Source organism: Nostoc sp. CmiVER01 (assembly GCF_034531135.2).
Lineage (GTDB): Bacteria > Cyanobacteriota > Cyanobacteriia > Cyanobacteriales > Nostocaceae > Nostoc.
Map to the genome: position 1 here is coordinate 46,255 of NZ_JAVRBU020000010.1, position 18,351 is coordinate 64,605.

At 42.5% G+C, this 18,351-nt stretch carries 25 protein-coding genes and 1 pseudogene; 10 read left to right on the top strand and 16 right to left on the bottom strand.

Annotated features, from left to right (window positions below; all coding sequences use genetic code 11):
• Positions 1 to 435: 435 nt before the first annotated feature.
• The 8 genes from RMZ43_RS18075 to RMZ43_RS18110 all read right to left on the bottom strand — a co-directional run bounded on the left by RMZ43_RS18075 (position 436) and on the right by RMZ43_RS18110 (position 4,799).
• Entirely contained in the window at positions 436 to 1,125 is a 690-nt protein-coding gene (locus tag RMZ43_RS18075; RefSeq protein WP_428850784.1) for a hypothetical protein, read from the bottom strand.
• Positions 1,126 to 1,515: 390 nt separating this feature from the next.
• Entirely contained in the window at positions 1,516 to 1,746 is a 231-nt protein-coding gene (locus tag RMZ43_RS18080) for a hypothetical protein (protein WP_428850785.1), read from the bottom strand.
• Positions 1,747 to 1,757: 11 nt separating this feature from the next.
• A complete protein-coding gene (locus tag RMZ43_RS18085) occupies positions 1,758 to 2,027 on the bottom strand; it encodes a hypothetical protein (protein ID WP_428850786.1) in 270 nt (89 codons plus the stop codon).
• Between the two features lie 65 nt (positions 2,028 to 2,092).
• Positions 2,093 to 2,851, bottom strand: a complete 759-nt coding sequence (locus RMZ43_RS18090; RefSeq protein ID WP_428850787.1) for a hypothetical protein — start codon at positions 2,849 to 2,851, stop codon at positions 2,093 to 2,095.
• A gap of 44 nt (positions 2,852 to 2,895) precedes the next feature.
• Entirely contained in the window at positions 2,896 to 3,111 is a 216-nt protein-coding gene (locus RMZ43_RS18095; protein WP_069074056.1) for a hypothetical protein, read from the bottom strand.
• Positions 3,104 to 3,277: a hypothetical protein gene (locus tag RMZ43_RS18100; protein ID WP_428850788.1), complete on the bottom strand. Its 174-nt coding sequence runs from the start codon at positions 3,275 to 3,277 to the stop codon at positions 3,104 to 3,106. Before RMZ43_RS18100 ends, RMZ43_RS18095 begins: the two co-directional genes overlap by 8 nt.
• 546 nt (positions 3,278 to 3,823) lie before the next feature.
• On the bottom strand, positions 3,824 to 4,198 hold the full coding sequence (locus RMZ43_RS18105; protein ID WP_428850789.1) for a hypothetical protein: 375 nt from the start codon (positions 4,196 to 4,198) through the stop codon (positions 3,824 to 3,826).
• A 22-nt stretch (positions 4,199 to 4,220) separates the two neighbouring features.
• Entirely contained in the window at positions 4,221 to 4,799 is a 579-nt protein-coding gene (locus RMZ43_RS18110) for a hypothetical protein (protein WP_428850790.1), read from the bottom strand.
• Between the two features lie 194 nt (positions 4,800 to 4,993).
• Between RMZ43_RS18110 and RMZ43_RS18115 the strand changes: the two genes are divergently transcribed.
• Positions 4,994 to 5,242 carry a hypothetical protein gene (locus RMZ43_RS18115; RefSeq protein ID WP_185582802.1) on the top strand — a complete coding sequence of 83 codons (249 nt, stop codon included), beginning with the start codon at positions 4,994 to 4,996 and terminating at the stop codon, positions 5,240 to 5,242.
• Positions 5,243 to 5,488: 246 nt separating this feature from the next.
• On the opposite strand, the gene RMZ43_RS18120 is transcribed toward RMZ43_RS18115, so the two are convergent.
• Entirely contained in the window at positions 5,489 to 5,662 is a 174-nt protein-coding gene (locus RMZ43_RS18120) for a hypothetical protein (RefSeq protein ID WP_428850791.1), read from the bottom strand.
• 72 nt (positions 5,663 to 5,734) lie between these two features.
• Between RMZ43_RS18120 and RMZ43_RS18125 the strand changes: the two genes are divergently transcribed.
• The 3 genes and pseudogenes from RMZ43_RS18125 to RMZ43_RS18135 all read left to right on the top strand — a co-directional run.
• Complete coding sequence (locus RMZ43_RS18125; protein ID WP_428850792.1) at positions 5,735 to 6,178, top strand: hypothetical protein; 444 nt, start codon at positions 5,735 to 5,737, stop codon at positions 6,176 to 6,178.
• Positions 6,179 to 6,575: 397 nt separating this feature from the next.
• On the top strand, positions 6,576 to 7,028 hold the full coding sequence (locus RMZ43_RS18130; RefSeq protein WP_428850793.1) for a hypothetical protein: 453 nt from the start codon (positions 6,576 to 6,578) through the stop codon (positions 7,026 to 7,028).
• Positions 7,029 to 7,184: 156 nt separating this feature from the next.
• Positions 7,185 to 7,421 (top strand): annotated as a pseudogene (locus RMZ43_RS18135) (YgjP-like metallopeptidase domain-containing protein); the annotation flags it as partial.
• A 26-nt stretch (positions 7,422 to 7,447) separates the two neighbouring features.
• Here RMZ43_RS18135 and RMZ43_RS18140 read toward each other — a convergent pair.
• The 5 genes from RMZ43_RS18140 to RMZ43_RS18160 all read right to left on the bottom strand — a co-directional run bounded on the left by RMZ43_RS18140 (position 7,448) and on the right by RMZ43_RS18160 (position 11,460).
• Positions 7,448 to 7,912, bottom strand: coding sequence for a hypothetical protein (locus RMZ43_RS18140; RefSeq protein WP_428850794.1), 465 nt, complete (start codon positions 7,910 to 7,912; stop codon positions 7,448 to 7,450).
• 3 nt (positions 7,913 to 7,915) lie between these two features.
• On the bottom strand, positions 7,916 to 8,926 hold the full coding sequence (locus tag RMZ43_RS18145) for a tyrosine-type recombinase/integrase (protein WP_428850795.1): 1,011 nt from the start codon (positions 8,924 to 8,926) through the stop codon (positions 7,916 to 7,918).
• 67 nt (positions 8,927 to 8,993) lie between these two features.
• A complete protein-coding gene (locus RMZ43_RS18150; protein WP_428850796.1) occupies positions 8,994 to 9,449 on the bottom strand; it encodes a four helix bundle protein in 456 nt (151 codons plus the stop codon).
• Between the two features lie 837 nt (positions 9,450 to 10,286).
• Positions 10,287 to 11,054: a Rieske 2Fe-2S domain-containing protein gene (locus RMZ43_RS18155; RefSeq protein ID WP_428850797.1), complete on the bottom strand. Its 768-nt coding sequence runs from the start codon at positions 11,052 to 11,054 to the stop codon at positions 10,287 to 10,289.
• A gap of 112 nt (positions 11,055 to 11,166) precedes the next feature.
• Entirely contained in the window at positions 11,167 to 11,460 is a 294-nt protein-coding gene (locus RMZ43_RS18160) for a hypothetical protein (protein ID WP_428850798.1), read from the bottom strand.
• Positions 11,461 to 11,738: 278 nt separating this feature from the next.
• Between RMZ43_RS18160 and rpaB the strand changes: the two genes are divergently transcribed.
• The 3 genes from rpaB to RMZ43_RS18175 are packed head-to-tail and all read left to right on the top strand — an operon-like array spanning position 11,739 to position 13,203.
• Entirely contained in the window at positions 11,739 to 12,512 is a 774-nt protein-coding gene (rpaB, locus tag RMZ43_RS18165) for a response regulator transcription factor RpaB (RefSeq protein WP_428850799.1), read from the top strand.
• Positions 12,513 to 12,521: 9 nt separating this feature from the next.
• The gene (locus RMZ43_RS18170; protein ID WP_428850800.1) at positions 12,522 to 12,770 is read left to right on the top strand and encodes an SDR family NAD(P)-dependent oxidoreductase; all 249 of its coding nucleotides are present in this window, start codon (positions 12,522 to 12,524) and stop codon (positions 12,768 to 12,770) included.
• Positions 12,760 to 13,203 (top strand): SDR family oxidoreductase, encoded by a 444-nt coding sequence (locus RMZ43_RS18175; protein ID WP_428850801.1) that lies wholly within the window; start codon positions 12,760 to 12,762, stop codon positions 13,201 to 13,203. Before RMZ43_RS18170 ends, RMZ43_RS18175 begins: the two co-directional genes overlap by 11 nt.
• Before the next feature lie 10 nt (positions 13,204 to 13,213).
• Here RMZ43_RS18175 and RMZ43_RS18180 read toward each other — a convergent pair whose 3' ends face one another.
• Together RMZ43_RS18180 and RMZ43_RS18185 are read right to left on the bottom strand one after the other, a co-directional pair.
• The gene (locus RMZ43_RS18180) at positions 13,214 to 13,384 is read right to left on the bottom strand and encodes a hypothetical protein (protein WP_428850802.1); all 171 of its coding nucleotides are present in this window, start codon (positions 13,382 to 13,384) and stop codon (positions 13,214 to 13,216) included.
• Positions 13,385 to 13,755: 371 nt separating this feature from the next.
• Complete coding sequence (locus RMZ43_RS18185; protein WP_428850803.1) at positions 13,756 to 15,306, bottom strand: cryptochrome/photolyase family protein; 1,551 nt, start codon at positions 15,304 to 15,306, stop codon at positions 13,756 to 13,758.
• Positions 15,307 to 15,544: 238 nt separating this feature from the next.
• Between RMZ43_RS18185 and RMZ43_RS18190 the strand changes: the two genes are divergently transcribed.
• From RMZ43_RS18190 to RMZ43_RS18200, 3 genes are all read left to right on the top strand, one after another.
• Positions 15,545 to 15,805 (top strand): hypothetical protein, encoded by a 261-nt coding sequence (locus RMZ43_RS18190; RefSeq protein ID WP_428850804.1) that lies wholly within the window; start codon positions 15,545 to 15,547, stop codon positions 15,803 to 15,805.
• Between the two features lie 751 nt (positions 15,806 to 16,556).
• Positions 16,557 to 17,006, top strand: coding sequence for a reverse transcriptase N-terminal domain-containing protein (locus RMZ43_RS18195; RefSeq protein WP_428850805.1), 450 nt, complete (start codon positions 16,557 to 16,559; stop codon positions 17,004 to 17,006).
• Positions 17,007 to 17,326: 320 nt separating this feature from the next.
• Positions 17,327 to 18,286 carry a hypothetical protein gene (locus tag RMZ43_RS18200; RefSeq protein WP_428850806.1) on the top strand — a complete coding sequence of 320 codons (960 nt, stop codon included), beginning with the start codon at positions 17,327 to 17,329 and terminating at the stop codon, positions 18,284 to 18,286.
• Positions 18,287 to 18,351: the final 65 nt, after the last annotated feature.

Genomic DNA, 18,351 nt, shown 5'->3' on the forward strand with positions numbered 1-18,351 from the left:
ACTGCGTTAAAAGAGGTTAGGGACTGGGTTGGCGCAGATATTAAGCGCACACAGATAAGTCTTTTTTGTCTGCCGTTATTATTCCCGCATATTGGCAGGGAAATGTTTGTGAGCCACAACAGAATGGGGAAGAAAAACCTGAAGAGAACTTAATAATCTAGATTAAATAATGTTTCAGCCCCCAAAGAAGAGATTGACTGGCAATTTTGGCAGGTAAGCCGGGGTCAAATTGGGGACTGGGGAAGAGTCGGCGATCGCTAATCATAGATTTATTCAATATAGTTGACTAAATCAGCATTAAAAATCCAATAGATAAAACAGCTGTTATGTGTGAGGACAGCGATCGCTTTTCCCAAATTGGGAAAAATTCGTGCCTGCGTTACTCTCCATTATTAAGGTTTTTTGATTGGGGCGATCGCTTTTCCCTGATCGCAACTAAGGGAATTGATGAACATAGAAAGGAGAGCTTTTCACCCAGACATTATGGTTGTGATAAAAATCACCACGCTGTTCTAATGTAAACCCACCCAGCAATAATCCCAACCATACTTCTACCATCGGCATTTGCAACACACGTTGCAGTTTAACTAAAGAAATCTCATCTTTGACATTTATCAGGTAGTTAGCGATCGCATTTTGCCATTTTGGCACATCTTCATCTGATGCCAGATTATGGACATCCTCTAAACTCGTCACCTCATCGAGCATTGCCAAAACATTCGCTTTCTCAACGGGTGCTACTACAGAATCACCCTCCTGGTTAGGATATGAAAATTGGTGTGGGCCATGTGGTTTAAAGGTTTGTGGTGTTCGCGGTTCAATCAAATCATCTAAATCTAGGTGCATTGTTGTCCGCACTAGACCAGCAAAGAGATCGGTACTAACAATTGGCCCCTTTGGGCTATTGAGATCGCGGGTATCTTGCAACAGCACTTCGGCACGAGACTTGAGAATATCCGCAATTTGAGTGAAGGCAAGCGCTGCGGTTAATAACTGTGCCTCCAAGGGTAATTTTTCTAGCTCCGCATCTAAACATTCCCACATCGGTACAAGTGAGGATGTCGCTGGAGATTCGGACAACTCATCTAATACATCCCAGATGGTTAATTGACGGTATGTAGTCATTGAAGAAATTCAGGATTTAACGGGCAGGGTCGCACTGGGCAATGAGATGGACTAATCTCGAACATATCTTTTTGACACAAATTTAGAAATCTTCTAAATTAACTTTATCGTCAATGAGATAGACTAATCTCGAACATATCTTTTTGACACTCCCCCATCTTGAGACGCGGAGACTCTAAGCGGAAACTATGCAACGGGCTAAAACCTCGTTACCCCGTTTCTTCTTAGCTGTCACCCAGATATAGATCCGGGTGGGGGTAGTCAATGACCCCCTAGACACTCCACTTAAGTTTAAACTAAGTGTTGTGCTTACTTTGCGGATGATATTGGCTGCTCCGTTGCAATCTGCATTAATATACCAATTCTGGCTCGTGCGGAACAATCCGCGTTTTACTCTACGACCAGAAGATTTCCACCCATCGGGTTTTTCACCGTGTTTGTGTATGATTCTTCCGAGCAAAGAATCGATTCGACAATTGCAGTCAAAAGTTTGAGGTTGGTTTCAGTAGCAGCACCTTCTTTATGGAGCCATTCAATTGTTTCTATTAGCTGTTTTTTAGCAGAAGCAGCAGTAGATTCAGGTAATGCGGCAACGGTAATAAAACCTGTTAGTTGTTTCATATTTGATTGGCTCAAAAATTATCTAGTTCTGCAACACCTTCATCAGTTACTACTTTGCGCTGAGATTTGGCTTTGGTAATTTGGAATTCGTTTGCTTTAATCACGGGCATTGCTGCCTCTTTAACTGCTGCTTTTGCTTGGTAATAAAGAAATTGAACTACGCCTGAAGCATCTTCTTCATCCTCGACCTGCGCCCATAAAGAACAACCTAATTCGATTGATTCGTAGTTGCCCAAGTTAAACTTTCTCGAATAGTTAATTGAGACAGTACCGATTTTCATTACTCGTTTTTGCTGCTAATTTATGTAGTGGCGACTCAAAGGTGAATCGCCGTTGTAGTACCTAATTACCGCTTGTTACCTTGTGGCATAACTGTCTGATTCTGTCCTTGCAGAGATGCCCTCACTTCAGTCTCCGAAACCGGGGGCAATGCTGGTGCAGTGACAGCATTACTAGCCCAGCGTTCATACGTTTCATTCGTTACCCAATGAACTGTTGCCCCAGATTCCGCACCACTACGAATCATTTCGGCTGCTTCGAGAGCGCCTTTTTCAAAGTCAGACTGTGGGTTACGGTACGACCATTGGATGAACCAGTACGTTCCCAGCGCTCCTTCCACCTTTTGGAACTCCGCACAGAAGATGTAGTTTTTCAGTACCGAAGCGATCGCCTGATAACAGAACTCCTTTGGATCTCCGGGCATCCCTTCCTCACACCATGATTGAAATGCGCGATGGGCGAAGTGATTGTACAATCCAGCAAAATTGTCTTTACTGCGGCGGTGGATCAGGAAAGAAAGCAGCATGGAGGCTGGCCCCTTAAACTGGTCTTTGAGTCCTCCTGCCACTGGAATTACCCACAGTTCAGTAAATGGTTCGTTGGTGAAGTTCTCGTTGATGGTCAATGCACGGTCAGGGCGGGAGATTGCGATTGCAAAATCAGCCTTGTTACCTTTGAGATATCCACCAGCTTGTGCTTCTAAAATCGTCAACTTTGGAGGGCAATCTAAAAGGAATTGCCCGTACTCTTTAGCGCAATTGGCTTGCAGTTTAGGTTGGCTGGGTGGGATGAGAAAAACGCTGTTGTTGATTTTGATGGTTTCCATGATGGTGTTGTATTTGTTGTGTTTGTTTTAGTAAGTTAATGGGTTTAGTTAGTCGGCAATTTGTCAGAATCTTGTGTAATTGTCAGTAAAAAACCGTGTTTGGTATTCTGCACTCGTACTAGTTCTCTATCGAGTAATGATTGGATTACTGTTCGTGAGAAATTAATGCTGTGCAAAGGAGCAGAACCACCATAGCGGCGCAAGAAAAGCAGCAAGCTAGCAGCCGTGAGGTCAGAGCAGTTTTTAGGCGATTTAGCCATCAGCTATGCCTCCAGGAATTGCTTTTAATTCGTACTTAAGCAGTTCAAGTTGGCGTAGACATTTTTCTATTTCAGCCTGAATCTCTGCTCTCAATTCCTGCGGTGTCAGTAATTTAATCTCGTTCTCTAAGTGATTTCCTTCATCAATAGAATTGATATCAGGCATGACGATGTAGCGCCAGCCTTCGCCATATTCGTATGCTAAAAGACTATTGCTTAGGTAATACTTGATGCCGATGATAATTCCCTGCTCTGTACGTTGTCCGTAAGGATTCAGGTCATACCAAAATCGCTACAACCTTTTCCTGATAATAGTTTCCATGAATTAGGCATGATTTTTTATTCTCAATAAGTTTTATGTAATGCCTACGTTTTCGTTCCTTATTGCGACTTAAGGTATGTTAATAAACAAAATTAAATTTTGAAACTCGCTCTGTGACTCGGTTTCAAACACCTGAATCCTTACCGTTGTCCTAAAGTAAAACGAGGGTATTTCCAACCGTGTGGAATTGATATTGTTGGTTCCATTGTTCTAATTGGTGAATAGTTAGGGAGAATTCAGAAGCCAGAAGTCAGAATTCAGTATTTTCTGACTCCTGATACCAATTCACTAAAATAATGAAACAGATGTAAATCCTGAAAGCCTTGCTGTATCTAAGTTTTGTAATTGCGAATTGCGAATTGCGAATTGCGAATTGGTATGAGTTGTGGTTTACGCTGCAACAGTCTTGTCAATACTTGTAGTTTTGAGAAAATTCTCTAGTGCGATTACTGCATTCAATGCCTGGGTATAGCGGATCTCGTCTACCTCGTTTGACCAATGGGTTATATGTTGAAAAACCAAACCAAGCATTGAGTCGGCTTTGTAAACGCGGTAATACTTGGGACAAGCACCATTGCAATACACCAGCTTGTAAACGGAAATTTTTATGACCTCTGCGTTTGGATCTGTTGGTGGCAGCAGTATTTTTTCGCAGTGTTCATCCCAATCTGGTGTTTTAGGTGAGAGTGTAGTTATTGCGACGTGTGCCATGATTAAGCCATTTCGTGGTGAAGTAGCAAGCGATTGCACTTGTTTTGGTTGCAATCGCCTTTTCTAGATTCGGTATTTACGCTGCTACTGCTTGCCTGATTCCGAGTGATGCGATGGCAGCATCAATGCTGTCAGATGTATGGCTGCCCCCCAGTTGAGTACGTCGGCTGTACCATTGATTTGCTCTGTTGTACCCGACGAAGCCAACACGGTGGCGATTCATATATAGAGTCGTGCTGAAGGAAAGCCAGTCAATCTGTCCGTAAGTTAAACCGAATTTGATGCAAGCTGTTTCTAGTTCATCGCTTAGGCGTTCGTTGCGTTCCAGAGGTGTTTCTGGGAGTGTTGCTTTGACCTGTTGCACTCTTTTAGCAAACCAGTCCCTATCGAAGGGTAGTCGTCCACCATCAAAGAATTGCACCCATACGGTGATTCCGCCTTCGATCCAGATGGTGCGAACTGATTCGGGTTGGACTTCGATAATCTCAGCAATGATGTGGCGATCGCGAGATGTCAGAAAGTCTTGGGTTGGGGCTACAGCTTCGGCTTGGGATTCGAGGTGGGTGTACAGTTCCGCTTGGGCTGCGGCTTGTTCGTCTATTGTGTTGCAGTGAAAGCTTCTTGGGGCTTGCTGTGAATAAGCAAAGTAGTTCATAATAATAGTCTCCTTTTTAGGAACAAAGGCGATCGCACTGCTTACCAGGCTTGGGGCGATCGCTTTTTGTTATTCTGTATTTACTTTAACCTTTAAATCAATACTTGTTAATACATTACGATACATATTATTCAATACCTTGCAATACAAGTTTGAGCAAGAGTAAATTTAGGGTGTAAGGACTGAAGAAGTGTATGGCTAATTTAAAAAAACAAAGAACTTTTATCTCGTTTGAAATAGACCCTGAGATTAGGGAAGCGTTTAGTCAACAACTGAAATCTGAAGGTAGAACAGTGTCAGCTGTTCTTAAACAGTTTATTGAGGATTACTTGAAGTCCACTGAAAAACCGCAAGACCTAACAGAGGTAATCAAGCGATTGGAAGAAGTTGAGAGAAAAGTTGGCATTGAGAACAATCGACTAGTGGGGGAATCAGCCGCCTAAGAGAGGAGAACGAATCTCTTAGGCAAACTCACGCTCAACTATTAGAACTACTCAACAAAGACAAACCCGCCAATGATCAGGCGGGTTAAGTCTTTTTTAGGGGATATATAGCTTTTACAATACAAGTATTGTAAAATCGATACAAAAGAGAGGCGATTCCCCTAGCATGGAGAAAGAGAATGGATCAAGATAGACGGCTAGAGCGAATAGAAGTGACATTAGACCAAGCAATATTAGATTGCCTTGTCAGGCAATTCGGCAATGGAGTAGAAAACGAGCAGTTTGATTAACTATTACACTGCCGCATACTAAAAGCGATCGCCGCCGGCAAAGCACTGCGATCGCTTGCTCAAGTCGTGAACTACAAAGTGAGCTAATTACGATGTTGACATATTTTTGGTCTGATCCCAAATCAGCCAACTGCTCACTTTGCTGCTAATTGCACTCTCTGGTTGATACAGGACAAGCATTTACCAAACGTGGGTAACAATCATGCTGACACTAGAACCCGAAACCACATCAGCACTCGATTACAATCTTCTCAACACCAGCATTCAAGACACTTTCACCGCCATTAACCGTTTTGAATGGCAAGCAATAGAAGAGTTGCGAGTGATGTGGGAAAAATGCTATTACCTCGATGCTGGCTACAAAAGCTTTGAAGATTATTGTGAAAAGGAGCTAATCAAATACGGTGGGTATCGTCGGGTGAGAGATTTGCTATCTGCCTCAGAGGTAAGAGATACCCTACCAGAGTCACTCAAAGACAAGATTACCAAACCCTCTCAAACTCGCTCCTTGTTCAGACTGGTCAAAACTCCCGATAAGTTAGAGCAAGCTGTTGCGATCGCAGTTAAAGAAAAACCTTTCCCTACTGCCGCAGACTTCGCTAAAGCAGTGCAGCAAGGGGAGCAACGCGATTTTGTGAGGTGCTGAAACCTGGGACGTATATAGCTTGTTTCAGGATGCGATCGCAACTAAAAAACCAGGTTTTGTTGAGAATATAGGGGTGTAATTGAGAACCAAACCCCGATCTCACTTTTTCGCGTTGCTCCCATTCTGATCAGCCTAATACCAATTTTGTATGAAGTTGCATAGAATCAAAGAGTTAGAGACTATGCTTGGCAACCATTCCAGCTTTCTATAGTTTCATGCGGCTTCACAATAATTTGGTATAAGTAACTTTACGTCTATGTTACTAAAATAGTTGTTATAAAAATATCTCCTTTCGTAAAATTAAGAGTTTAATATGTGAAATTTTATTTCTTGAAAACACTTATTTTTTAACTAGAATGTGATGCGATTGTTGATATCAAATCCTTCAATATTGATAATGCTACAGCGAGTAGGGTTTCTTGAACCACTGTTCAACTTACCTATTGAAATCAATGTCACTGATTTTCTTTATGAGCGTGAATTAAAAGATTACGACGGACAAAAATTACTGAAGCTAGGTTTACAAATTCAATCACTTGAACCAGAAATGGCAACTTTTGCAATTCAGTACTGTCGAAGCCACACAACTCTATGCCAGGATGAAGGTTATGCATTTGCCTTAGCTCAAAAGTGTGAATTCATTCTTTTAATAATTAATCCTGAGTTAGCAAGATTAGCTAAAATAAAGCGTATCAAACATTACTCATTAAGCTTGTTATTTAAGTTGATGCTTGACCGTCAAGTGATTAGCCAAGACCTTCTCCAACAGGGATTGTCCAGTATTACTGCAATGACTCGTTGTCATTTGTTAAGGAAGGAAGCAGAAGATTGCTTATCTAAAATCATTTGACTCAAATACGTAAATACATAATCTTAAACAATACAAAATGCTATTGAGCAAGCACTAACTAATTGGAAACGCGATCGCGTTTGGCAGGATATTCAGAACTTCATCAAAATCAAAGTTTATGCCCGTAAGTTGGGTGTTTAATTACCACCTGTCAGGCTTTCAGAGCAAAAGCGAGTTTGGGGAACCTGCGGAAAAGATGGAGTGATTCGCATCAATTGGCAGTTAATTGATGCGCCTTTGTCAGTCTTGGAGTACGTAGTAGCCTATGAGATTGTTCACTTGCTGCACCGCAATTATGGTAATGGTTTTTGGGAAGCTCTCTCATGCGTCATGCCGGGCTGGAGGACGCGGAAGGGTCAAAACTGGAATCTTGGGAAGTATGAATGTGAGTGAGGCTAGAGCGATCGCTTGTATGACGATCAGTCAGGGTGCAGGGGACAAGGACGCACTGGACAATGTGTTGGTGCAATCTCGAACAGATCCTTATATTGATATAATGAAACACCGTATTGAGATGCAAAAGCCTGTAACACCTGATCTGTATAGGCGCGGATCTTGCCAGCCGTTAGCCCAAAACAGTGAATTGGTTCTAGGCGGCAAATTGGTTTTTGCCCTAGCCAGAGTTCTGCGCCCAAGGCGTGCAATGGCTTATCCCCTGGTTCTTTATACAAATACAGCACTGCAAAATATGTTGCTGGTGGTTCGACTACGATTGCATCAATTTCTGCTGAATGACTTTCACTCCGGTGACGATAGAATGAGCGGCGATTATGGCAGACTTTTGGATTCCAACACCCGTCCCCTTGTGGGCCATGCAGTAGTTTTGCTTGAGTTGTTGGTAGTTTGGAGCATAGCTGACATTTGGGATCGAGTGGCTTTGGCATACCTTACTCCACTTCTTCACCGATTGCACGATAGTAAGCAGCGATCGCAGCTTCTTGTTCGCTGCGGAGGGTATACCGCCGAAACGCTTTCTCACTTTGATGTCCCGTCAGCTTCCGCGCATGACTGGGATCAACTCTCAAGAGCAATAAGTCAGTAGCGTAAGTATGGCGAAAGGAATGAGGATGTAAATCCTCAATGTGAGCTATTTCACCAATTTTTTCTACAGCAAAGTAAATGCCGTGATAACTCAAGCGTTCACCTTTGTATGAAGCATGGTGTGAAATCATCAGTGGAGAGTCGCTGTTTAACACCTCTCCTTGCTGTGAGCGCAATTGCAAATACTCTGCTAAAACTTCCCGACTCTCTTTTTTTAGTGGCACTAAGCGCGGTTCATTGGTTTTAGTGTCTGATAAAAACAGCAGCTTGCCATCAAATGAGCCAACATTTAGCTGCACAACTTCCCCAGCCCGAAGTCCATGACTAAGGATGTGGACAAGTACTGTATCTCGTTGCTTTGTTTCTCCCAATAACTCCAACGCTGACCACACCCGCTCCATTTCTTCAAGGGTCAAACTTTGGGCTGGTGGCAGTGGCACTTTTTCCAGTTTTATACCCAATGTGGGTAAGGTAGAAATAATTTCAGGATACGTGTAGGACATCCATTTGAAAAAGCTTTTGAGTGCCGCAATTGAGGCATTGATGCTGCTTTTTGAAAGCGGTTTACCTGCATCAGTCCGCAGTTCATCCCGCAGATACTCTTTATATAGTGCGAAATGACGCGGGCGTAGCTCATGATAGTGCAGCTCACTCCATGCCAAAAACCTTTTGAGTTCGCGTTCGTAAAGTTTGCGGCTGTTGGGTGCGAGATTGTTGCTGCGTAAAAACTCCAGTACCTTTACCCACCGGATATCAGTGGGTGGTCTTGTAACTCTAGTACGCCCAGAGAGCGATGCATTTTCAGCGTCCAGAGGAATAAGTTTAATTGGAGGCAACGAATCTGCGTTATGGTTCATTCTCTTCTTCAAAAGTCTTCAGAAGTCGGAAGTCGGAAGTCGGAAGTCGGAAGTAAGAATGTGTAACCTAGCTAGGGGGTATCGCTTTCGAGTTCACAGTATTTGTAAATTCTGAGTGCTTATCTCTTGCAACCACTATCTTTTTACTGCGAAGTTTATTGCCATTTAATCTCTCTTTAATTTTGCGTGTAGAGGCTACGAGTATCTTTACTATCTCATCAGCTTCCTGAAGTAAAGAAGAAAATTTAGCTTTTTCTACAACTTCAGACTCAATTAAAATTTCTAGCCAATACTCAGTTTCACGCGCTTCCTTTAAAGCGATCTCCATCTTGTGCAAAAAGTCTTTATCAGACTGAGCCGAACGTGACTCTCTTATATTTGCACCAACACTTGTTCCAGAACGCAACAGTTGCTTTGATAGCGTGCGGCAAATACCCGGTTTTTCATCAAGAAAGCTGCAAGCTTTGATGATTCTAATTGCAAACGCCTTACTCCTGTCAGCAATCCCAACATTTTTATCCACAACTGCACCTACTCCACTTCCATATTCTTACTTCCGACTTCCGACCTCCGACTTCCGACTTGAAGATAATATACCACGTTCAACACAAAATAAGAAACCCTTATCTTTTATCCGACATAAAATACGATTAAAATCACTTCTCCAAATATCTCAGTAACTAAAGTATAAAATAATACTTTATATTTGTAGGCTCAGTGAAATTTTGCCGCAGACTAAGATTCTGTCGTTAGTTTTGATAGCGTGAAAGCGTTATTCTTTCGTCAAAGTAATCAAATTTGAGTCCTTAACCCGAACTGACGTTATTAAAAACGCACTTTTGAGCGATGGGCTTACCTCTGACCTTTTTGCGATCGCCTCCGGCGGGCGGTTACGCCATCGCTCACTCCAACTATAGATAGTCAAGCAACTTTCTTATAGAATATTAAAGAATTAGGTATAAATTATTATCAGCACTGTACAGGATAACGTTAATTTCTGGGATTAGATACAAAATTTCACTTTATGCACGAATTGGCTGGCTAGCTAAAAGCCTTGTCTGACAAGTAATTTCACTGTATCTGCAAATTGCTGTGGCTGAAATACCTATAAGTTCGTTGCCGCAATTTCACTTTATCTGCGAACCCCCACTTATTATTTATTACGTTGAAAAAATTTCACTAAGGAAGCAAACTCACAATACAAACAATGTCAGCACAATTCGCAATTCGCAATTAATGCCCCAGGATTTATTCGGAGGCTTGAACCCTGCATTGTTTAAAACTTATCTATCCATAAATGAATTTAGGGGCTTGTACCATCAAGGAAGAATTGGTCACGAGAGCAAACTATAACAAAGTTCTAAATGGTGCCGAAAGTAATACCCTGTTGTTTGAGCAACTGACGGTATGCAATAGAATAGCGATCGCTCGGTAAATGTACTTCTGCTTGCAAATCTAAAGGTAAGCGTCGGGGTTGCTGGGAATTGACAATGGCGATATCTTGACTAGCAACAAGATTTTGAATATTTAGATAGACTTCAACTGGAATTTCACGGGCGCTGTTTACCATTAACCAATATTGGGCCACGCACTCATCTTCATCGACTGGGGTAATTGTATAGAAGACATTTAGACGATGCTCTCCAGGTCCGAGTTTATCGATAAAATTTTCCAACGCCCGCAGGGGGCTAGAGTGATAGTGGTAGGGGCCACAGAAAATTTTGCGATAAACCGGATCGTCCCACTCAGAAAATGGAGCTATATCCTGTTTTGGTGTTCCTAAACAGACCCAGAGCAAATCATAACGCTCAAGAAGTTGGTAAGTTTTAACACAAGCTCGTGCGGGAGGCGATTGGTCTGGATTAGCTGGAGCTAGTATACATTTACCTTCGCTGTTAAAGGCTAAACCGTGGTACGAACATACAAGGGTCTGTTTATTGACATATCCCAAAGAAAGACGAGCGCCACGATGAGGGCAAAGGTCTTGCCAAGCTAGAACTTTGTCGCCATTATGCCAGAGTACTAAATCTGAGCCTAATAAACGCTTGTGCTGTACTGTTCCAGGTTGGAGGTCTTGCGAGCGGGCTATTACATGCCAATCATTCAGCAAAATCTGGTCTTGCACCATGAGTATCGACACCCTTGAGGTCAAATACCTATATCTTAATCAGAGTGAACATGAAACTTGAACTTGATTTTGGCAGCGATCTGGTACGCTGGGCGCTTGCTTTTCGCTACCATCAACTACAGAAATCATCTACCCGAATATCCCGCCAGACATCAGAAACCTGCCAGCCGGAATTACCCACAGATTGTACTGGAGGATTGTCAAGCAATGGAATATAGTCAGGAACTCTAGGCTCTGAAATCGCTACTGTTTTCTCCTCAACCTCAACCACAGGGGCAGTAGAATTGTCAGTATTAGCTTGAAGAAGTTGGTCTTCAGCCTCCTCGATTAGTTTCATCTGTCTCAGGGTAAGCTTGTCGGATTTTTTGATGATTTTTTTTGTATCTATATCATTAGAAGTTTTCATTGGCTGTTCCCTCGAAGGCATTGGCTTAAAATTTGGATGGGTAAATTTGGGAGAAGTTAGGTATTAATAATTGCACGGAATTAACACTCTACTGCAAAACTATGGAAAATACGAGTCCCAAATTGTAAGAATTTATCTTTTTCAGTACAAATCTGTTTTCGGGTAGATGCCCCAGCATAATCTATTGCACAGATGCAAGTATTAGGCGATCGCTTCTTCATCACGACTGTAGGTCAAAAATGTGATTGCGTTTTTGACTCCCAATAAACAGATAATGGATGATTGAGAGTTCTCGCTCATTAGGAACAGTGTTGAGAAACTTATCAGGTGAAAAAGGCACAATTTTAGTAGTAGATGACGAAGCCAGCATCCGCCGAATTTTGCAGACGCGTCTAGAAATGATTGGCTACAGTGTAGTTACAGCTAGTGATGGTGAAGAAGCGTTGTCAGCTTTTCGCTTGTTGACCCCTGATTTGATAGTTCTGGATGTAATGATGCCAAAGCTGGATGGCTACGGTGTGTGCCAAGAATTACGGAAAGAGTCAGATGTACCAATCATTATGCTCACAGCTTTGGGAGATGTAGCAGACCGAATCACTGGGCTAGAACTTGGTGCTGATGACTACATGACAAAACCTTTCTCCCCTAAAGAACTAGAAGCTCGAATTGCCTGTGTATTAAAACGGCGTTTCCACAAAACCAATATCAATGCTATTTCTAACTCTCTTATAATCCATGTGGGCAATCTCAAAATCGATATTAATAAGCGGCAAGTTCATAAAAATGAGCAACGCATTCGGTTGACAGGTATAGAATTTAGCTTATTAGAGTTGTTAGTGAATCATTCGGGAAAGATCTTTTCAAGGGTCGAAATATTACAGCAATTGTGGGGCTTTGTACCAGAGATGAATACAGACACCCGTGTAGTAGATGTGCATATTTCACGATTGCGAACAAAGGTAGAATCCGACCCCAACGACCCAGAATTCATTATTACAGCAAGAGGTAGTGGTTATTTTTTCCCGCGAATTGTTGAATCAGAGCAAGAATAACAGAAAAATATGAGTAAGCTCATCTTAATTACAGGCATAAGTAAAGGTCTAGGTTATGCAATGACCGAGGGTTTTATTGAACAGGGACATACTGTTATTGGTTGTGCCCGTTCATCAGATGCTATCGATAAAATACGTCAAAAGTTTAGTACGCCCAATGATTTCACATCTGTAGATGTGGCGAATGAACAATTTGTAAAAAAATGGGCACTCTTTCGTACTTCAAAAATATTCACCGCCAGATATAGTGATAAATAATGCGGCAATTACTAATTACCCAGCACCTTTGTGGGAAATACCATCTGAAGAATTTTCTGATCTTATAGATATCAATATCAAAGGAGTGGCGAATATAATTCGCCATTTCGTACCAGCAATGGTGAAAAACAAACGGGGTATTATTGTTAACTTTAGTTCTGGCTGGGGACGTTCGACTTCAGCCCAAGTTGCACCATATTGTGCTTCTAAGTGGGCAATCGAAGGATTAACTCGTTCTTTGGCACAAGAATTGCCAAGTGGTATGGCAGCCATACCCCTTAATCCAGGGATTATTCGTACAGATATGCTTTCTATTAGCTTTGGAGAAGAAGCTGCTAATTATACACCCGTGTCCGATTGGGTATTGAAAGCTGTTCCGTTTATTCTCAAGTTGCAACCCAAAGATAACGGGATTCCCTTAACTATACATTAAAGAGTGAATCTCAATTGCGCTCGTTGCCCTGCGGTGCTGACAGTTGAATCACCTCAGAAAAACGTGAATACTTAACCGCATCAGTAGGGGGATAATCTGCCGACACTGCAATTAACCCAATTTTGATATCCTCGAAATAAATCACACCCCCAATACGTCCTTCGAGAAAGGAAAGCTCCATGAAATAAATGATATGGAGCGATGTAGATCAGCAAAAAATCACTAATGTTTATTGCACTGTCAAACATCTGCTGACAAGTTTTTTGAAGAACAGCATTTAGGTATTCATTATCGGCAGGTTCGCCCATATCAGTAAATTCTGAATGATCCGCAAAATGATCCATGTAAAATAGCCAGATATCCGACAAGTCTGCGTCATTTGTGAGTTTTCGCTTAAGTTCTTGCAATCGGTCTGTATTCATATTGTGAATATTGAGTAGATAGGATAAACAGACAGTTAAAAAGTATCAATAGTCAACTCTCTACGATTTTTGAGTTGAGATAGCCAAAGCACAGTTTGAGCCACGCTTGCTGAAGAACCGCAGCATCAGGCTACTGGGCATTTCCTTGTCCAACGGTTGCTGCTTGTGTGGTGTGCCAATTAGAAGCCAGAGAGCGGATTTTTTGAAGTTCCGATGGAGAGAGGCGTTCCAAGTTACGCAGTATTTGAGTCATACGTGGCTGCTCTTTTAGCGAGTCATAATGACGAGCCAGAAAGTCCCAATAAAAAAAGTTGAAAGGACAAGCATTATCCGTACTGCGCTGGCGATGGTTATAAGCACAATTTTTACAATAGTCGCTCATGTTGTTGATGTAGTTAGCAGATGCAGTATAAGGCTTAGATGCAATCATTCCACCATCAGCAAACTGCCCCATGCCAATGACATTGGTTTGCATTACCCAATCGTAGCCATCAATAAAAGCAGCATGAAACCAGTCTTCAAGTTCTTGGGGGGAGATACCTGCAATCATTGCAAAGTTGTTCAACACCATCAACCGTTGAATATGATGAGCATAACCTATTTGTTTAACCTGAGTTAGAATTTGGTGCAGACAATTCATCTGTGTATCGCCAGTCCAATAAAAAGCAGGTAGTGGATGAGTGTGGTTAAACCAGTTACGTTCTGAATAGTCATCATCTAGGTAAACATAAACACCGTGCATATACTCTCGCCAGCCAAGCACCTGACGGATAAAGCCTTCAATGCTGTTTAGCTCCCAGTCGCTGCTGTTGTCTAAATATGCAAGTTGTGCCGCCTGAACAACTTCCAAGGGATGAAGCAATCCAATATTGAGATAGGGAGAAAGCATCGCGTGCCACATTGTCTGTTCGCCAGTCACCATCGCGTCCTGGTATGGCCCGAATGAAGACAAACGTGTTTTGATAAAAAACTCAAGTACAAGTAATGCTTGCTGTCGCGTTACTCCCCAACGAAATGGCTCAATGAGCCAGTGAGAGCGACTCTGATCAAATACCTCAGATTGCTTAATGAAGTTAATTACATCTTGTGTAATCGAGTCTGGTTCAAACCATAAAGCTTCGGGTAAGGGCAGCTTGCCCTTGGGTGGTTTGCGATTCTGCTTGTCAAAGTTCCATCGTCCACCGACAGGTTGATTACTGTCCATGAGAATGTTGAACTTCTGTCGTCCCTGGCGGTAAAAGTCCTCCATGATTAGGCGTTTGCGTCCACCTGCCCAGTCAATGAACTCCTGATCACTCCAGATAAAACGGTTATTTGGTGTAAAAGTGACTTGAATTGTCAAGTTTAACTTTTGAATTAATCTAGCAAAAGGGCGATCTGTGGGAGTCATCACCCGCAGTTCGGTAATTTGGTATTGTTCAATCCATTGAAGTAAAGGTGTATTGAAATCTTGGCTTTGAGCGTATGTTACTGGGAAGCCAAGCGATCGCAATTCAGCAGCAAAGTGACGCATGGCTGACCAGACCAATACCACTTTTTGCAAGTGATAAGGAAGTTGCCCTGCATGGGCAAGAGATTCGATAAAAATCACAGGAGTCTGTTGGTGTTGTTGTAGGCAACTCTCTAGCGCTGACTGCCCAGCCCAAAGTTGATCTCCGAGAACCCAAACACCAATAGTCATGCCCTTGCTTCCTCTTAATCCGTGCGTTGGCAACGTGATGACAAAATGCTACTCAATCAAGTGTAACGTTATTGTTACAAAAACTTTCTCAATGAAAAAGCTTATGAAAGCCCAAAATCTCTAGTGCTAATGTACTATTGTGGTGAGAAATTTCTCAAATATCCAGATTGAATCATAAATTGTAGAGAAACTGCCGATTGAAAAGTTTCACGGCATTGGAGAAGTTACGGCGGCGAAGATGCACTCGCTCGGCATTCATACTGGGGCGGATTTGAAAGGGCGATCGCTCTTGGAGCTAACACACCACTTTGGTAAAGCTGGTCATTATTACTACAAAATTGCCAGGGCGGAAGATGACCGTCCAGTTGAGGCAAATCGGGTTCGCAAGTCCATTGGTGCAGAAACCTCGTTTTCACAAGACTTAAACGATATCAGCCAGATGTTGCAAGAACTCGAACAGATTGCCCTTTCTTGTCGAGCAACGGTTGGAGCAGCATGAAACGCGAGTCCGCACATTAACCCTGAGTGCGATTCGTTCAGTCTAAACCGAGTAATCGGGGGATGACTGGCTTTGATTGAGTAACCCATAAAGGGTGGAGTTCGCACTTTAAGCCTCAATCAATGACAACTCACTATCCATGTAGGTGTGGAAATCTAGCCGAGCCAACAGCTAAGAAAGCTAGAAGAGAAAGGGAAAGATTGAAGTTACCAACTTGAATTATAACCCAATCAAAATACACCAAGTCCTACTGTCCCGGTGCGGGATTAAAAGCACACAAACTACCAGAATTATGGTAGCCCCTACATCCGAGACTGATTATCAAAGGTGTAAAGCGGGGGTGAAAGCAGAAATAAGTGGTAATTGCTGAAAGCACCTACTGCAAGCAAGAGTCTATGGGTAGAACAAGCAAAGTGTCATCTGAACCATCGTCATAATGTACCAAGGGTTATAAAGCTAGTGGCATAAACCACCCTACTTGGAACGGGAAAATCCGACAAAGGTAGAGACTATCAGGATTTCAGAACCGCGATAGCGCACCTCTCACAACCTCGGTGGATAGACACGCCCTAAAGACTCAATTATGGATACTGGGAACGAAACAACCCTTCATGCTCTCCTGAAATTGGTAACAGGTAGGTATCAGCCATAAGACATGAAGGCGCAGGATGACTCAAGAAGCAAATGCCTAACCCGAATTAACGGGGTAATGCCTTAAAAAGGGATGGCGTAATTGCCGGGATAAGCAGACGTGAGCCGCAGTGTGGGAAAACTAGAGGTAACAGTAGCAATGCAAAAGCCTAATTTGGATTCAGAACAACTGAATACCGAGGGATGGAAAGACATCAATTGGCGACAAGCCGAAAGATATGTTTTTAAGTTGCAAAAACGCATCTACGCTGCTTCCCGCCGTGGCGATGTCAAGCAATGCCGTAAACTCCAAAAGACGCTGATGAGGTCTTGGTCTAACAGGGTGTTAGCGGTACGACGGGTTACACAGGACAACCAAGGTAAAAAGACGGCAGGTGTGGATGGACTAAAATCACTGTCCCCAAAAGCACGTCTTGAACTTGCAGGGCAATTAAAACTAACTGGAAAGTCCAAACCCACCCGTAGAGTATGGATTCCAAAACCAGGAAGAGAAGAAAAACGCCCACTAGGAATACCGACGGTGTATCCATATTGCACCTTGATTCAATGAAGTTTAGGGATATTCTCTCCTTTATGATTATTCTCCACTCAATGAGCCTGCAATTGGGTACAGATTTTCTCACAAGCGATCATGAAAAACAAAGCAATCAGAAATAGAGGTGAACTTACCACTGAGGGTAGTGAGCTACAAGTGAGTCACCAATAGGGTAGTTTAGAGTATTCTCTTTTTGGACACAGATTTTTGCCAACAAGGGAGCCTTCCAAAGAGAGGAGCTTGGCTAATGTGAAAAACATTAGTGAAGAGTGAGCTATAAGTGAGCTACTCATAGGGTAGGCTAGAGTTGTATCAACTGTGGAAGTCTACCAACAATGGCAACAAAAAATCCCCGTATAGCGGCCTACCCACCACCCAAAGTCTATGAACTGTTAGTTGAATTTAAGCGCTCTCAAGGATTAAAGTCAGATTCTGCCGCTATCGTGGCAATTCTGGAGACTTACCTATGCGGTAGCATACCCAATGTGCTACCAAGTGAGCTATCAAGTACACCAAAGCGAATTGAGGATTTAGAGGTGAAGGTAAGTAGTCTGCTTTCTGATGTAGCGGTACTTAAGCAGGCAATAAGTCAGTATACTTGTCAAGCATCTGGTGAAGACTTATCGCACAACGAATGTCTGCATCAACCTGATAACTACGAGGCATTAAGTGAGCTACCAAACGAATTACCCAACATAATCCTTGACTTGACAAACGAAGCTGTAGTTACCTCCGAGAGTATATCTAGAAGTGAGCTACAAATAACTGGAGCAGATGTTGACACTGAATTATTGAAGTCATCTATTACTGAAACCGTATCCGCCGACAGTGAGCTATCAAATGAGTCACTATTGGTCACGCCAACTGCCGAATCTATCTTAAACTATACATTAGTTGAGGAGAACACGCCTCCCCATAATGAGTTACTAAGTGAGCTACCATCAAGAGACTCACTGGAATCGGTCAATAGTGAATCACTTACTGACTCACTTGATGGTCTACCACTGTCCGCAGAAAATAATCATCCCAAAGTATCATCGGGCAATAGTGAGCTACTTAATGACTTACAAGATAGCTCACTAGAGCTAGACGAAAGTCAAAATTCCCTGCAAATTCTATCTCACCTGACTGGTGCAGCTTTAGCCAGAAGACTAAATGTTTCTCCCAGCACCCTTCGTCATAAGAAGAATACTCCCAATTTTGGGCAATGGACTTCTGTTCATGATCCAGATGGAATTGCTTGGCATTTTGATGGTGAAAAATTTATCAAAAAGCCCTCACCCGATATACAGTAAAACCCCTGGAGTAGAAAATTACTCAAAGGGGTTAACAGTATTCAAGCTATTGTTTTCAGCTCACT

What these genes read in the sequence shown, in the direction of transcription:
- RMZ43_RS18075 (WP_428850784.1), bottom strand. Translation starts at nt 1,125, where the DNA reads ATGACTACATACCGTCAATTAACCATCTGGGATGTATTAGATGAGTTG.
- RMZ43_RS18080 (WP_428850785.1), bottom strand. Translation starts at nt 1,746, where the DNA reads ATGAAACAACTAACAGGTTTTATTACCGTTGCCGCATTACCTGAATCT.
- RMZ43_RS18085 (WP_428850786.1), bottom strand. Translation starts at nt 2,027, where the DNA reads ATGAAAATCGGTACTGTCTCAATTAACTATTCGAGAAAGTTTAACTTG.
- RMZ43_RS18090 (WP_428850787.1), bottom strand. Translation starts at nt 2,851, where the DNA reads ATGGAAACCATCAAAATCAACAACAGCGTTTTTCTCATCCCACCCAGC.
- RMZ43_RS18095 (WP_069074056.1), bottom strand. Translation starts at nt 3,111, where the DNA reads ATGGCTAAATCGCCTAAAAACTGCTCTGACCTCACGGCTGCTAGCTTG.
- RMZ43_RS18100 (WP_428850788.1), bottom strand. Translation starts at nt 3,277, where the DNA reads ATGCCTGATATCAATTCTATTGATGAAGGAAATCACTTAGAGAACGAG.
- RMZ43_RS18110 (WP_428850790.1), bottom strand. Translation starts at nt 4,799, where the DNA reads ATGAACTACTTTGCTTATTCACAGCAAGCCCCAAGAAGCTTTCACTGC.
- RMZ43_RS18115 (WP_185582802.1), top strand. Translation starts at nt 4,994, where the DNA reads ATGGCTAATTTAAAAAAACAAAGAACTTTTATCTCGTTTGAAATAGAC.
- RMZ43_RS18125 (WP_428850792.1), top strand. Translation starts at nt 5,735, where the DNA reads ATGCTGACACTAGAACCCGAAACCACATCAGCACTCGATTACAATCTT.
- RMZ43_RS18130 (WP_428850793.1), top strand. Translation starts at nt 6,576, where the DNA reads ATGCTACAGCGAGTAGGGTTTCTTGAACCACTGTTCAACTTACCTATT.
- RMZ43_RS18140 (WP_428850794.1), bottom strand. Translation starts at nt 7,912, where the DNA reads ATGCCAAAGCCACTCGATCCCAAATGTCAGCTATGCTCCAAACTACCA.
- RMZ43_RS18145 (WP_428850795.1), bottom strand. Translation starts at nt 8,926, where the DNA reads ATGAACCATAACGCAGATTCGTTGCCTCCAATTAAACTTATTCCTCTG.
- RMZ43_RS18155 (WP_428850797.1), bottom strand. Translation starts at nt 11,054, where the DNA reads ATGGTGCAAGACCAGATTTTGCTGAATGATTGGCATGTAATAGCCCGC.
- RMZ43_RS18160 (WP_428850798.1), bottom strand. Translation starts at nt 11,460, where the DNA reads ATGAAAACTTCTAATGATATAGATACAAAAAAAATCATCAAAAAATCC.
- rpaB (WP_428850799.1), top strand. Translation starts at nt 11,739, where the DNA reads ATGATTGAGAGTTCTCGCTCATTAGGAACAGTGTTGAGAAACTTATCA.
- RMZ43_RS18170 (WP_428850800.1), top strand. Translation starts at nt 12,522, where the DNA reads ATGAGTAAGCTCATCTTAATTACAGGCATAAGTAAAGGTCTAGGTTAT.
- RMZ43_RS18180 (WP_428850802.1), bottom strand. Translation starts at nt 13,384, where the DNA reads ATGGAGCTTTCCTTTCTCGAAGGACGTATTGGGGGTGTGATTTATTTC.
- RMZ43_RS18185 (WP_428850803.1), bottom strand. Translation starts at nt 15,306, where the DNA reads ATGACTATTGGTGTTTGGGTTCTCGGAGATCAACTTTGGGCTGGGCAG.
- RMZ43_RS18190 (WP_428850804.1), top strand. Translation starts at nt 15,545, where the DNA reads ATGCACTCGCTCGGCATTCATACTGGGGCGGATTTGAAAGGGCGATCG.
- RMZ43_RS18200 (WP_428850806.1), top strand. Translation starts at nt 17,327, where the DNA reads ATGGCAACAAAAAATCCCCGTATAGCGGCCTACCCACCACCCAAAGTC.